This is a genomic window from Roseivivax jejudonensis (assembly GCF_900172265.1).
Lineage (GTDB): Bacteria > Pseudomonadota > Alphaproteobacteria > Rhodobacterales > Rhodobacteraceae > Roseivivax > Roseivivax jejudonensis.
Window position 1 is genome coordinate 208682 of record NZ_FWFK01000007.1, and the last position, 12726, is coordinate 221407.

General features: G+C 64.2%; 13 protein-coding genes. 6 read left to right on the top strand and 7 right to left on the bottom strand.

Features of this window, described 5'->3' with window-relative positions; genetic code table 11:
• The first annotated feature begins 26 nt into the window (after positions 1-26).
• Entirely contained in the window at positions 27-701 is a 675-nt protein-coding gene (locus tag ROJ8625_RS17785; protein ID WP_085793262.1) for a GntR family transcriptional regulator, read from the top strand.
• A gap of 72 nt (positions 702-773) precedes the next feature.
• Here the strand turns inward: ROJ8625_RS17785 and ROJ8625_RS17790 are convergent, their stop codons facing one another.
• From ROJ8625_RS17790 to ROJ8625_RS17810, 5 genes are all read right to left on the bottom strand, one after another.
• The gene (locus tag ROJ8625_RS17790) at positions 774-1733 is read right to left on the bottom strand and encodes an acetyl-CoA carboxylase carboxyltransferase subunit alpha (RefSeq protein WP_085793263.1); all 960 of its coding nucleotides are present in this window, start codon (positions 1731-1733) and stop codon (positions 774-776) included.
• 78 nt (positions 1734-1811) lie between these two features.
• Positions 1812-2405 carry a LysE family translocator gene (locus ROJ8625_RS17795; protein ID WP_085793264.1) on the bottom strand — a complete coding sequence of 198 codons (594 nt, stop codon included), beginning with the start codon at positions 2403-2405 and terminating at the stop codon, positions 1812-1814.
• Between the two features lie 351 nt (positions 2406-2756).
• The gene (locus tag ROJ8625_RS17800) at positions 2757-4697 is read right to left on the bottom strand and encodes a DUF3732 domain-containing protein (RefSeq protein ID WP_085793265.1); all 1941 of its coding nucleotides are present in this window, start codon (positions 4695-4697) and stop codon (positions 2757-2759) included.
• Positions 4694-5206, bottom strand: coding sequence for a three component ABC system middle component (locus ROJ8625_RS17805; protein ID WP_085793266.1), 513 nt, complete (start codon positions 5204-5206; stop codon positions 4694-4696). Before ROJ8625_RS17805 ends, ROJ8625_RS17800 begins: the two co-directional genes overlap by 4 nt.
• Positions 5199-6416 (bottom strand): ABC-three component system protein, encoded by a 1218-nt coding sequence (locus ROJ8625_RS17810; protein WP_085793341.1) that lies wholly within the window; start codon positions 6414-6416, stop codon positions 5199-5201. The genes ROJ8625_RS17805 and ROJ8625_RS17810 overlap by 8 nt, the downstream gene beginning before the upstream one ends.
• A 335-nt stretch (positions 6417-6751) precedes the next feature.
• On the opposite strand from ROJ8625_RS17810, the gene ROJ8625_RS17815 reads away from it, so the two are divergent.
• Positions 6752-7255, top strand: coding sequence for a hypothetical protein (locus ROJ8625_RS17815; RefSeq protein ID WP_143535169.1), 504 nt, complete (start codon positions 6752-6754; stop codon positions 7253-7255).
• A 171-nt stretch (positions 7256-7426) separates the two neighbouring features.
• On the opposite strand, the gene ROJ8625_RS17820 is transcribed toward ROJ8625_RS17815, so the two are convergent.
• Together ROJ8625_RS17820 and ROJ8625_RS17825 are read right to left on the bottom strand one after the other, a co-directional pair.
• Positions 7427-7768: a hypothetical protein gene (locus ROJ8625_RS17820; protein ID WP_085793268.1), complete on the bottom strand. Its 342-nt coding sequence runs from the start codon at positions 7766-7768 to the stop codon at positions 7427-7429.
• A 125-nt stretch (positions 7769-7893) separates the two neighbouring features.
• Positions 7894-9186, bottom strand: coding sequence for a plasmid recombination protein (locus tag ROJ8625_RS17825; protein ID WP_085793269.1), 1293 nt, complete (start codon positions 9184-9186; stop codon positions 7894-7896).
• A gap of 521 nt (positions 9187-9707) precedes the next feature.
• On the opposite strand from ROJ8625_RS17825, the gene ROJ8625_RS17830 reads away from it, so the two are divergent.
• From ROJ8625_RS17830 to ROJ8625_RS17840, 4 genes are all read left to right on the top strand, one after another.
• The gene (locus ROJ8625_RS17830) at positions 9708-10232 is read left to right on the top strand and encodes a hypothetical protein (protein ID WP_085793270.1); all 525 of its coding nucleotides are present in this window, start codon (positions 9708-9710) and stop codon (positions 10230-10232) included.
• Entirely contained in the window at positions 10225-10650 is a 426-nt protein-coding gene (locus ROJ8625_RS17835; RefSeq protein ID WP_085793271.1) for a hypothetical protein, read from the top strand. Before ROJ8625_RS17830 ends, ROJ8625_RS17835 begins: the two co-directional genes overlap by 8 nt.
• Positions 10651-10776: 126 nt before the next feature.
• Positions 10777-10971, top strand: coding sequence for a hypothetical protein (locus ROJ8625_RS21080; protein WP_159456796.1), 195 nt, complete (start codon positions 10777-10779; stop codon positions 10969-10971).
• Entirely contained in the window at positions 10968-12551 is a 1584-nt protein-coding gene (locus ROJ8625_RS17840; protein ID WP_159456797.1) for a recombinase family protein, read from the top strand. The genes ROJ8625_RS21080 and ROJ8625_RS17840 overlap by 4 nt, the downstream gene beginning before the upstream one ends.
• Positions 12552-12726 lie beyond the last annotated feature (175 nt).

The window sequence follows — 12726 nt, forward strand, 5'->3', positions numbered from 1 at the left end:
GCCGCATTTTGTGATCACATCGCGGCATGCTGTCTCCGTCGCGCTCTTCGCCGATCTTCGGACCGCGGGCCGCCGAGCCCGCGCCCTCGGCGCATGACCGGGTCTACCGCGGGCTGCGGTCGCGCATCATGTTCGGCCAGATCGCGCCGGGCGAGCCGCTGACCCTGCGCGGCATCGGGCGCGAGTTCGACGTGTCGATGACGCCCGCGCGCGAGGCGGTGCAGCGCCTCGTCGCCGAGGGCGCGCTGTCGATGTCGGCCTCGGGCCGGGTTGCGACGCCGGAACTGACGCCCGAACGGATCGAGGAACTGGCCGCCCTGCGTGCGCTCATCGAGGTCGAGCTTGCCAGCCGGGCGCTGCCCCGCGCGCACATGGCGCTGATCGACCGGCTGCAGACGATCAACGGCGCGATCTCCGAAGTGGTCCAGAACCGCGACGCCGTGGGCTACATCCGGGGCAACCTGGAATTCCACCGCACGCTCTACCTGCGGGCGCAGGCGCCGGCGATGCTGGCGATGGCCGAGACGGTCTGGCTGCAACTCGGCCCGACGATGCGGTCGCTCTACAGCCGGTTGCGCCGCTCCGAGGCGCCGCATTTCCACCGGCTGATCATCGCCGCGCTCAAGGCCGGGGACGAGCCGGGCCTGCGCCTCGCCGTGCGTTCGGACGTCACGCAGGGCCTCAAGATGCTGGTCGCGTGATCGCGCCAAGGTCGCGCGCGGGCCGAGCGCGCCAGAAGCGGCGACCGTGATCCGGCGGCCTTCGCCTCGGCGTCAGGCCGCGAGGCCCTTCGCGCCCATCTTGAGGAACTTCTCGCGGCGTTGCCGCACGATGTCGGTGCGCGAGACGTCCTCGAGCTGACCGAGCATCGCCGCCAGGGTCGCCGCGACGCTCGCCATCATGCTTTCGGGGTCGCGGTGCGCGCCGCCCAGCGGTTCGGGAATGATCCGGTCGATCACGCCGAGCTTGTGCAGATCCTGCGCCGTCAGGCGCAGCGCCTCGGCGGCTTCGCGCATCTTCTCCGAATCCTTCCACAGGATCGAGGCGCAGCCTTCGGGCGAGATCACCGAATAGACCGAGTGTTCGAGCATCGCGACGCGGTTGGCGGTGGCGAAGGCCACCGCACCGCCCGATCCGCCTTCGCCGATCACGATGGACACCAGCGGCACGCCGATCTGAAGGCAGGTTTCGGTCGAGCGCGCGATCGCTTCGGACTGGCCGCGCTCCTCCGCGCCCTTGCCGGGATACGCGCCGGGCGTGTCGACGAGCGTGACAACGGGCAGGCCGAAGCGGTCTGCCATCTCCATCAGCCGGATCGCCTTGCGGTAGCCCTCGGGCCGGGCCATGCCGAAATTGTGGGTGAGCCGCGAGCTCGTGTCGTGGCCCTTCTCGTGGCCGATCACCATCACCGCGCGGTCGTTGAACCGCGCGAGCCCCCCCATGACCGCATGATCGTCGCCGAAGGCGCGGTCGCCGGCGAGCGGCGTGTACTCGGTAAACAGCGCCGCGATGTAGTCGCGGCAATGCGGCCGTTCGGGATGGCGCGCGACCTGGCATTTCCGCCACGGCGTCAGCTTGGCGTAGAGATCGCGCAGCATCGTCTCGGCCTTGCGGTCGAGCGCCGCGGCCTCGTCGCCGATATCGACCTCCGCGTTCGCCGCCGCCATGGCGCGCAGCTCTTCCGCCTTGCCTTCGATCTCGGCGAGCGGCTTTTCGAAGTCGAGATAGTGCATCTGGGGCTCCGGAATATCGCGCCCGATATGGCGAAGGCTGGGCCCGGATGCAACCGGCGGCGCGCCGACCGCCCCCGCTCAGGCGAGGAACACCGGCACCAGCGTGGCCACCAGCAGGATCGCCATGACGACGTTGAAGATCCGCAGCCGCCGCGCGTCGCCGAGGATCCGGCCGATCCCGGTTCCGAGGATCGTCCAGGCGCTGGTCGAGATCAGCGACACGAGGACGTAGATCCCCGCGACCCAGGCCACCGCGCCGAGATCGCGCCCGGGCGCGTAGAGCGTGATCGCCGACAGACCCATCGACCACGCCTTGGGATTGACCCATTGGAAGCCCGCGGCCTCGAGAAATGTCAGCGGCCGCCCGCGCGCGGCGCTCTCCGTCCGCGGTGCCGCCGTCGCGATCTTCCAGGCGAGATAGAGAAGGTAGAGCGCCGAGACGATGCGCAGGATCGCGTAGGCCGGCGGCCATAGGTCGAACACGCGCATGACCCCGAGCCCGACGAGGAAGGTCATCGCCGGAAACCCCAGCGCGATCCCGGCCATGTGCGGCACGGTCCGCGCGACCCCGAAATTCGCCCCCGACGCCATCAGCATGAAGTTGTTCGGTCCCGGCGTGATGACCGTGACGAGCGCGAAGGTCGCGAGCGCGGTGAGAAGATCGGGGCTCATACGCTGCCAGAAGCATGCGCGGGCCGGAGATGCAATCCGCTCCGCGAGCGGGGGACTTCGGCGGAGGGGACGGGAGCGAGGGCACTTCCCAAGCGGTGATTGCACGCGAGGCAACAGCCGAAGTCAGTTCTCGCCGAATGGCGACTTACCAGCCAAAAGCGGCGAAGGTGCGAAGCGAACTCGAAGCGACCGATTGCTGTCGCGCATCATGGCCTCTTTGCCCCAAAATTGGCGGAGAGGGCGTCTACTGCATACGGGGCAATTCCATCATGAACTTGGCATTCGCCCAATAACACCAGACTTGGGTGTGCGTTCCCTCGCCGGAAATCTATAGAGGCCTGATACACTTCTCTAAGCGCGCAGCCAATAAAATGGCACAAGCGCAATTCCATCCCGCCATCGCTCGATGATCGCCGACCGAAACCATTCGTCGAGGAGTTCGACATGGTCTGTGACGATGAGTTGCATTTGCGGAACAGCTTCACTGTAATCTCGAAGAAGGCAGTAGAGCTCATGCACGGCAGCCTGATCCTCGTCACCAAGCCCGTCGATCTTGCCATCCCGATCGCGCTCCGGCGGGTAATGCGCCTGGGACGGCTGGTCCAGCATAAGGAATCCTGGAACGGGCCTACGCCTGCGGCGGAAAAGGCTGTGCAGACTGAGATGCGCGGCAACGTGATAGCCGACCCAATTTTCTCCGCTGCCCATCTGGGAAAGCGAAAGCGGCCCGTCGTCGGTGTCTGCAACGACCGTCAGATGCTTGAGATCCAGCCGCAGCGGGTTCTCGCCATGTTCGAGATTCAACGTTGACGCGAACTTGGTGAGATCGCGGCCGACAATGTTGAGGGCGGTCAAAAGCCGTTCTTGCGCCGCGTCGTCGTCGATCGCGCGTTGCAGCTCGTGGATCTCTGCGCGGAGCTGGTCGATCTTGCGCGGCAGATCACTGTTCGGCGCAGCCGCCGTGGAGTTCTCAAGATAGTAGGCGATCCGGCCGGCCACGCGCGCCTGCTCTGCGAATTGGTTCTGTTCGATTCGAAGGCGCTCGTTGTCTTCGATGCGCTTGCCGATGTCGGTCTGTACGGTACGCAATTGGTCCGAAAGTTCGGCCCGTTGGCCTTCCAGACCTGCAAGCCGTTCCATTAAACGCGGTGCATCTCGGCGGACAGACCTCAGCTGGGTCTGCAACTGCACCAGCGAAGAACGAATATCTTCTACCGTGGGAACCGGAATATCGAGATGGCTGTCGCAAAGCGGACAGTAGCTGTCTTCGCCGCCCTTACCTGATATGAGACCAATTGAAGACAAACGTGCCTCTTGCTCTCGTGCTTCGGTTTCAAATTCGCCTACCTCTCGGCTAAGGCGCTGAACGTCAGAGATTTCCTCCCGCAAGTCTTGCAACTGCCCGAGCAAGGAGCGACGGCGATCATCGAGCGCTGCAAGGTCCGCTTCGGGATCATCGACGGTTGAAAAATGGATTGGCTGGGGCACGGCTGCCTCACGGAGAAGCGCCAATACAGCTTCGGATTCATCGGGTTCCGGACCCGCTGGCGTTAGCCCAACCCGGCGGGCTTCCTGATATAGCGAGCGCGCCGCGCCCGTCGCGCCCTGCGCGATAGACTGGATATCTGCAAATTCGCGTTCCAATCGGCGCAGGCGCGTTCTTGCATCCTGATGGCGCTTTAGAGCAAGGAAATGCTCTTCGTCGACCGCGCCCAAAAAAAAGGGCATCGAATCCCTTATGGCTTGCTGGACCCAAGATGACTCACCCTGTCTATGAAACAGCAGTCGCCGGTTTGCTATCTCGTCCTGTGCTTGAAGACAGAAGATGATTGCATGGCGTGAAGAAGCTTCAAGAGGCTGTCGTGTAGCTCCGGCATCGGGAATATGGATATTTTCGGAAATACCAAGAATTGCAGAAAGTTGGAATTTGAGTCCGTCCGGAGTAATGTTTTTTTGGAAATCACTTGGGTCGGGGGGTAGCTCTTCGATGCCCCTGGCGAAGTAAATCTCATCGCTACTCTTTCCCGCCGGCCCAGGATTTTTCCGGGCGAGCAGGATACCTTCGCCCCGATTGTCTAGATGAACGGCAAACCAGCTTACACTGCGCCGGATTTCACCCTCGGCAACTGTGCATTCGCTGCGTCCCCAGCAATAGTCAACGATATCGAGCAGCGCAGATTTCCCGGTCTTGGATGCGCCCGTAACAATGTTAAGCGCACCAAGATTGAACTTAACATCGCGGCGTTCGCCTTCGTGGGAGTAGATCGAGATGGCTCGTATTTGGAATGTCATGGTGCCACCCCAAACCCCTGAAGGATTGCGCTTTCTCTTGGCTGTGCACCAAACCACCGACCAAGCAGTGCGGCAGTGGCGCGGGCATCATTCACGTCGTCGGTTGTAGGGGACGAACGTGCGGTGAGCTTGATCGGCTTGGCACCGGGCACAAGACCACCGCCGTTCAGTGCGTTGATCCCGTAGCGGATCGAGAAAATAAGCGCTTCGCGGCTTACAGGTCGTAGACGATTGACTCGTCCCGGCAGTTCGGCCAGCAGCGGATTATTGGTTGCGATCCAAGCAGCAAAGGCGGTGTTGGCTCGACCGGGAAGTGCGTTCCGTGTGGGCTTATACAGCGTGAGCGGCAAAACCAGAAAAGCAGTCGCAATGCTGAGCGGTGTCTTTCGAGCCTTATGGTATTCCGCAACCGTTCTTGCGATGAGTTCGGCGCAGAATGCGGGGTTGAGATTGCGCGCCTCTTCGGCTGGCCGCTCGTCCCAGACAAGAGACCAGCGCGTGTCAGACATCGGCGGGCTCCTCTTCGACCACGGCGTGCAGAGACTCGAAGTCCCGGTGCCAACCCACGCGAAGATCATCGGCAAGGATTTGGTAAGAACCGACGGTTAGAAAGCGTGCTATCTGGGAACGAATCGGAAAACGCGCGTCGGTTTCAACCCAGCCGTAGAGCTTCTGGCCGGAGTTCCGAAGCGCGGCAGCATCGCACCCGTCTGTCAATCCATCGCACATCTGCGCAAATCGCGGCTGCCATTCCTCGATCAGAAGCTGCTCAAAGCGCCCGACTTCGTCATCAAACAACAAGCTATCTCGCACCCACCGCGAGCGCTGCGTGGAGGCGCGGTAGAAGTCGCGCTTGGCATATTCGAGCCGTGACCCGCCTATACCAACGCTTTGCAGTTGCTTTACGAAGCGCATCTGGTCGAGTGATTCCAGCTCCGCGGCCGAAGGTACGAAGTGCTCCATGTCGAGCGGCAGCGCATCGCGTTTCAATCCGTCGCGGATGTCATCAAGCTTCTGCTCCACTTCGAGCACGGAGATTGCTCCCGGCGTCGCCGATTGCAGCGCTCTGCAAATGCGTGGCCACCACCACCCTTCAAGCTGCTCACGCGCGAGCGCAGCTTTGCCGCGCGGCGCCATCATTTTCAGACGTTCTTCGATGGTCACTTCAAGATCAGAAATCTGCGCCGCACTATCAAGAACCTCGACTGCCGAAACAAGTTCATGCCGAATTGCCGGACTAAGCCCCTTGAACGCTTCAATCGCTTTCTGAAGGCTCTGGTTTTTAGATGCGTCTGCAGCCGCCATCAGCAGTTCATCAGCAACAGCGGGGTCACGTGCTGTCGACCCAGCTCCGGCGGGCCGCAAGTGAGCGGCGGCAGAACCGTCGGGCGCCTTAGCTGTAGTTATCAACACAAAGCGAGTGCGGCCTGGAAGCGAAGGATCGTCGCCGACAGCGTCCGCCCAAACCCGCAATGTCTTCCACAGATCGACACTGCCATCGCTTAGGTCGCCCGCCTTTTTCAGGTGGTGCTTGGTTTGAAGGAGTTCGAGCGGAGCGCCGTCTCTTTCGAACGAGACATCATCCAATCGTTCAACAAAAACTTCGACGCTGGAGTCAGAATATGCGTAGCGCAAGGACTCGGCGAGCGCGAGCCGGGCTTGGTATAGATATCCGGCCGCTGATTGGGCCGCCCCGTGAACTGAGTTCGCCTTTGACACATTTATCCTACTACGACGACTGCCCTGCTGTAGGCTCCTAATGCCGACGATGTGAAACAAAATCATCGGATTAGTCAACAAAGCTTGTTCGAAGGCAAAATGCGTCAGGAAGGAGCGTCCCGGTTCGATCGACGGTGACCAGGACCAAATTGGATGTCGCGACGAAGGTCTGGCATCGCTCAGCTAGGAGCAGTACTTACGTTTTGCTCGCATGACCGCTCTCCGCCTTCCTTGTATGAAAGGCTAGCCCTTGATGGCCGCCGCGAGCGCGCCGGGGTCGCGCTGGCGACGATCAACTACTGACAACTCTTGAACAGCAGTTCGGTAGGCGACTTATGGATCTTGCGCGGCTCGCCGCTCTTGCCTCACAAGCGCATGAAATCGATACTCACAACGAGTTCCCGAAAATGAAGAAGCTCTCTCACCAGCAGGCCGGAAATCTCGGCGAGGTTCTCGCGCTCGCCAAGCTGAATTCCTTAGGGATCGCGGCCTACGCCAGTCCAGAAGGAGCGCCAGGGCATGACCTGATTGCCGTGGTAGAAGGGACCGCGCTCTCGATCGAAGTGAAGACCCGCCAGTTCCTTCTGCGGGCAACCGAGATCTCGCGCTGGCCGGTCGACATGGACACAAAAGGTGACGCAGACTTCTTTCTTTTTGTGGAACTCGATCTGCGGACGCTTTCTCCGACCTTCTATCTGCTGACGAACGACCAGGCCCGCGCGACGCACCGCGTCTCAAAGGGGCTCGGGAATTGCTACCCGTCGCATGTCCGCAAAGCGGCCGCGCCAAATGACTTCGCTCCGCTTCTCGCCTCCGGCGCGCCTCAGTCGACAGCGTAGATTTTCAACGCAACTGTCCCATAGACCACATCCGCCGCTTACTCCCACGTCGCGTGAGGTGCGAGCTGTCGGCTGACGAATAGCCTTCGGAGACAACTCAGGGCATCGCTCAAAAAACAAGGCGCGGAGGATATCCCCCGCGCCCTGCTCGTCCTCCGGCTGAGGCAAAGCTCAGCCGTCGTTCTGCGCCTTGGCCGCTTCGCGCTCGGCCTTGGCGGCCGCTTTCGCGGCGCGCTGGTTGGCGGCCTCGGTCTTGAGGCGCGCGACCAGCTTGGTCGTCTCCTCCGGACGGAGGACGTGCTCGGCGATCCGGGGTGCGGCCGATTTGGACGCATGGAACTCCGCGAGTGCGAAGAGCCAGGCGAGACCCTCTTCATCGAGGGCGTTGGTGCTGTCGATAATCTTCGACAGCTTGCGCGAGAGAAGCTCGCGCATGATATCCTCGAGCTCGTCGCGCGCGAGGTCTTCAGTAAGGTCCGCGAGGACCCGGCGAAGGGCTTTCGGTGAAGCCATGTAACCATACTCCTATGGTCGTTTCGACGTGCGGGCTGGGCCCGCGGCGGTCAGGCACTTCGTGGCGCCCAGAAAGACTTGGGTCTCGATTTTCGAGCGAAGAAAAAGTTTGGTTTGGGTTTGAGTCATTTTTCTTCGTCGCGGTCGCGGTCGCGACCGCGCTGACGCAGCCAGGTCTGCAGCCGTGTGATCGGCTTGGTCAGGGATCTGCGCAGCTCGGCGATCCGCGCGCGGTCCGGCCCCGGAAGGCGCCTGGCGATATCCACGATCGCATCGTCCTCGGTCCGGATCTCGGCGAACGCATCTTCGACTTCGGCGTGCGCCTCGTCTCGCGCGCGTTTGCGCAGGCGCGCGAGCGCCGCGCTGAACAGGCTACGCGCCCTTGATGCGCTGCCTCTTGTCGGAACTGTGCCAGCCCGGTCGGTATCCGTCAGCTCGAAGTCTGTCAGATCGCCCGCGGCGACCGATGCCGCGATGTCCAGTGTTTCGGTGGCCTCCGCTTCACGGCCGGTCACCTCGGTCTCGCGGCTCACAAGCTCTTGGTCCCGATCCGCGAGCTCGACCTCCTGCTGGCGTCGCCAGTGTCGCGGGCTCACATGCCTGCGGCGCAGCGGAACATCCTTCAGCGGCTCGTCGCCGCGGCGCTCTGCATTGTGCTGGATCGCCTCACGGATGGCCTCGGCGCGCCGCTCGCCGCGCGTCAGGCCGATATCGGCGAACCACTGGCCAACGCTGTCCTGCGCGGCCTCGTAGTCCTTGATCATCGGGTGCTTCGACGGCTGCAGCATGCGGCGACCGTCCTTCGTGGTCGCGCGCGGCACGATGATCGCGTGGATGTGGTAGCTCTCCTCGTCGAGATCGGCGCGGGCGTGGACCACGTCGTCGCCGAAGTGTTGGCGCAGCCAGGAGACGGCGCGGGCCTCGAAGAGTTTTTCGCGCCGTTCCTTGCTGTCGAGGGGACGCCCGGCAATTGGCCCGTCGTCCTCGTCGAGCAGGCTGTCGATATCGACCGGACCGAGACCGGCCTCCTCTCTTTCGCTCTCTCCCTCGGCCAACGGCTGCTCGAACCATTTGCGATTGGCCGTCAGGATGATCTCTCGCAGAGGTCCGTGCCGTGTGGCCCGCCACGGATCTTTCGGCCCCTCGGCCACGCGGGTTCGGAACTCCGTCTTCCGCCGCCGCGTCTTGAGCTTTTTGAGATCGTCGGTGTGGTTGTCGAGAGCCATGTCCTCGATCTCGGTCCGGACCGTCTTGGCCCAATCCTCGCTCCCGATGAGCCGGCGATTGAGCGTGGAGCGCTCGCGGTCCACGTGGCCAAGATCGCCGCCCTTGCGCGTTCGGTGCCCCTCGTAGCCGCCGAGATCCTTGGGAAAGAGGCCCTGCATCCGCAGCACCACCGGATGTGTCGTGTCGTCCATCGTCCTTACTCCGTTCTGGAGGTCGGGACGTCGGTTCGGGTGAGGAGGCTTGGCGTATCGGTTTGATCCAAAGACCGCGCCGCGCGGCCAGTGGCTGCGCCGGGGGAGTTACTCACTAATCAGGTCGCGCAAATGCCTTCGGCCTTTGCACGACCTGTCGCTCGTCGGGGCGCTGCCCCGAACCCCGCGCCTGTCCGGCGGGGACGCCTGCGCGGCGCGCGGCAGGGCGTCGCTCGCCGCTCCCCTGCACCCCTGGCGTCTCCGACGGCTCGGGGACGGTCCGCCCGTCCCGCGAGACCCCCTGTCGCCAGGGGGAGCGTCGTTCCGCACTCCTCCCCCTGGACCCCCGCCTGCTCGCGCGCCCGGCGCCGGGTCGAGAGGGATGTCCCTCTCGACGCTCTCCCGAAGGGCATGGACCGGGGGTGTCCCGTGATCGGCTGCGCGCTGGCCGTGCCGCGCAGCCGATCACGGGACACCCCGGACGACATCAGACGCGGCGCTCATCACAAGAGGCCACCAAGATGCTGCACGCAGACATCCCCCAAGCTGCCGCCTGGCAGGAGACGATCAAGCCCGGCGACATCGTCGCGTTCCGGATGCCCCACAAGGACCCGTCCGCAGAACCGCTCAAGGCGCGCCCGACGCTGGTTCTCGATATCGAGGACATTGACGGCACGAGCATGGCGACGCTCGCCTACGGCACAACCCGGCCGCCGCGCGGCAAGACCGGGCACCTCGTGCCGGTCACGGATCCGGACGAGATCGTTGCCGCCTCGCTCGATCGACCGACACGCTTCGATCCGCACCGGACGGTCCTCGTCACGCTCTCGCACAACGGCTTCGTGTGCCGGCGCTCGGACGGCTCCGCGATCATCGGCACCCTCTCGGGCACGTCCGCGCAACGCCTCGCGCGGGCGCGCAAGACCCGGCGGGCCGCACGCCGGAGGCATCGCAGTCACCTCCGGCGGCAGGACAAGCGCCGCGAGGTCGTCGTCGAGCGCCGGCGCGGCGCGCGGCTCGTGTCGAAGGAGGTGATCCATGCGTGAGGGAGCACTCGATTACGACCCGCTCCTGGCGGCCGTTCACGACGTGCTGATGCGTGCGCGCCCGACGATCGACGCGCTGAACGGCGCTGCCGGACATCTCGACCGGACGCAGGCGCGCCTCGCCGACGAGATCGCCGGGCGGATCGCGCGCGAGCGCATCCGCGACCCGCGGGATCTCTCCGGGCTCACGACGCTGCTCGAGACGCTCTCGGGCATCGTGGCAGACGGATACCAAACGCGCGTCGATTATCCCGAGTTCGGCGAGCCCACCCCCTATCGCGTGCTCTCGGACGCGGCGCGCGAGCTCGAGCTCGAGCGCCAGACGATCGCGCAGTATCGCGACGCGCTCGAGAGCCTGCACATGCTGCGCCGGGCCGAGATCCTCACCCTGCAGATGCGCGCAGAAGACGCCGCCTGACACGTCGCGGCGGGGGCCGATCCGGTCTCCGCCGCGGGATCAAACAAACCGTTTTCCGAAAAAATCTGCCCGCTCCGAGGTCCCGACTGTCCGCGTGACGGACGGCAAACCTCGAAGGGCAGACCCATGATCGATCCGACCCCCTCGCCGCTGCTCACCGCAGCCAACGACAACCCCGGCGGCACGACCGAGGCGCGATGCGCGCTCCTCGGTCTCGTCGATCTTCTGGCCCGCGCCGAAGCCCGTCGCGGCCTCGCGCAGGACGCAGCCAACACCAACCGCGCGCCGGCAGGACGGCAGAATACGGAGGACACCGAATGACCAGGCGAGCCGCCATCTACACGCGCTACTCCAGCGCCCGCCAGGATGTCACCTCGACCACCGACCAGGTGGCGATGTGCCAGGAGTATTGCGACAAGCAGGGCTACACCGTGGTCCATGTCTTCTCCGACCAGGAGAAGACCGGGAAGAATACCCGGCGTCCGGGCTTCCAGCGGCTGAAGGCGGCCGCCGAGGCGGGCGAGATCGACGTCGTCGTGATCGAGGCGGTCGATCGCCTGACGCGGCGTCTCGCCGACGCCCTGACGACCTTCGACCTGTTCAGGTTCCGCGGCGCGTCTCTCGAGTCCGTCAAAGAAGGTCCGCAGGACTTTCTAAGGGTCCTGATGCTGGGCATGGGCGCCCAGTTTTACGCCGACAATGTCGGCGCTCATACGCTCCGCGCCCGGCGCGGCGGGATCTCCCGGGGCCGGATCGGCACCACCGCCTACGGGTATCGCAGCCTCGAAATCGAGACCGGCCTCAACCGCGAGATCGATCCCGACCAGGCGGCTGTGGTGCACCGGATCTTTAATGAGTTCGCCTCGGGCCGCTCGCCGCACGCGATCGCCGACGGCCTGAATGCCGATGGCATCCGCGCGCCGCGCGGTGGCACGTGGAACAGCTCGACAATCCGCGGCAACGCCGACCGCCAAGAAGGTCTTCTGCGCAACCGGCTCTACACCGGCCGCGCCGCGATCTGCCGCACCCGGACCTCCCACCATCCTGAAACCGGCACGAAGAAGGTCGAGCTGACGCCTGAAGAGATGGTCGAGGCGGAGTTCCCGTCGCTCCGTATCGTCTCCGAGGAGCTTTGGGACGCGGTCCAGGCGGAGCTCGCGCGCCGTCACGAGCAGTATGGCCAGAAGGGCAACGCCGTCGGCGCGCGGCGCACGCGCTACCTGCTCTCCGACTTGCTCAAATGCGCCTGCTGCGGCGCCAACTACATCATCTACAACCGCACATCCTATCGCTGCGCGGAGTCTCGGAAAAACGCGTGCAACAACACCGTCGGGATCTCGCGCAGACGCATCGAGGCGCGCGTCTTCGGCAAGCTCCGCGACGTGATGATGTCGGAGGACCTGATCGAGCGGTTCCAAGCGACGCTGAAAGCCGAGCGCAAGGCGCTCGCCAACGTGGATCTCGACGACGAGCACCGGCGCCTCGCCGCCGCGTTGCGCGACGCCGAACGCGGGCGCGACAACATGCTGGCCGCCATCGAACAAGGCGCGCCTTACGAAACCTTCGCCGCGCGCGCGGGCAAGCTGGAGGCCGAGATCACGTGGCTGACCGCGAAGATCGACGAGACCTCCTCGCGCAAGCAGGCACGGAACGCCCCGCTGCCGGACGCCCGCGCGATCTATGGAGAGGCCGTCGCACGGATGGAGGCCCTGCTCTCAGATCCGACGCTGGTCGAGGAAGCACACGGCTACATCGCGGCGCTCGTTCCGCGGATCGAGCTGATGCCCGACCCAGAGGCGCAGCACGGCATCGCCGTTCGGATGCATACGAGGTTCGCGCTTCTGATCGGTGAGGCCGCAGACGGTGCGAAAGTCGGTGAGACGACGGTCATCGACTGCTGAGCCAGAAGGGCTGACGGATTGGCAGCGGGCGTGGCCTTGAAGCCTGGCCGCTAGCTCAATTTCTACGGGCTGACATTCGGTAATCCATCACCCGACGGCGTGTTTGCGGGACGATATGTGAATTCGTTGCGTCTGCGCACGTGGCTTCTTTGGCACACTTTGCGGACCTTGAATT

Coding starts and splice junctions, on each gene's coding strand:
- ROJ8625_RS17800 (WP_085793265.1), bottom strand. CDS start 4,697: ATGACATTCCAAATACGAGCCATCTCGATCTACTCCCACGAAGGCGAA.
- ROJ8625_RS17835 (WP_085793271.1), top strand. CDS start 10,225: ATGCGTGAGGGAGCACTCGATTACGACCCGCTCCTGGCGGCCGTTCAC.
- ROJ8625_RS17805 (WP_085793266.1), bottom strand. CDS start 5,206: ATGTCTGACACGCGCTGGTCTCTTGTCTGGGACGAGCGGCCAGCCGAA.
- ROJ8625_RS17815 (WP_143535169.1), top strand. CDS start 6,752: ATGGATCTTGCGCGGCTCGCCGCTCTTGCCTCACAAGCGCATGAAATC.
- ROJ8625_RS21080 (WP_159456796.1), top strand. CDS start 10,777: ATGATCGATCCGACCCCCTCGCCGCTGCTCACCGCAGCCAACGACAAC.
- ROJ8625_RS17840 (WP_159456797.1), top strand. CDS start 10,968: ATGACCAGGCGAGCCGCCATCTACACGCGCTACTCCAGCGCCCGCCAG.
- ROJ8625_RS17820 (WP_085793268.1), bottom strand. CDS start 7,768: ATGGCTTCACCGAAAGCCCTTCGCCGGGTCCTCGCGGACCTTACTGAA.
- ROJ8625_RS17795 (WP_085793264.1), bottom strand. CDS start 2,405: ATGAGCCCCGATCTTCTCACCGCGCTCGCGACCTTCGCGCTCGTCACG.
- ROJ8625_RS17825 (WP_085793269.1), bottom strand. CDS start 9,186: ATGGACGACACGACACATCCGGTGGTGCTGCGGATGCAGGGCCTCTTT.
- ROJ8625_RS17790 (WP_085793263.1), bottom strand. CDS start 1,733: ATGCACTATCTCGACTTCGAAAAGCCGCTCGCCGAGATCGAAGGCAAG.
- ROJ8625_RS17785 (WP_085793262.1), top strand. CDS start 27: ATGCTGTCTCCGTCGCGCTCTTCGCCGATCTTCGGACCGCGGGCCGCC.
- ROJ8625_RS17830 (WP_085793270.1), top strand. CDS start 9,708: ATGCTGCACGCAGACATCCCCCAAGCTGCCGCCTGGCAGGAGACGATC.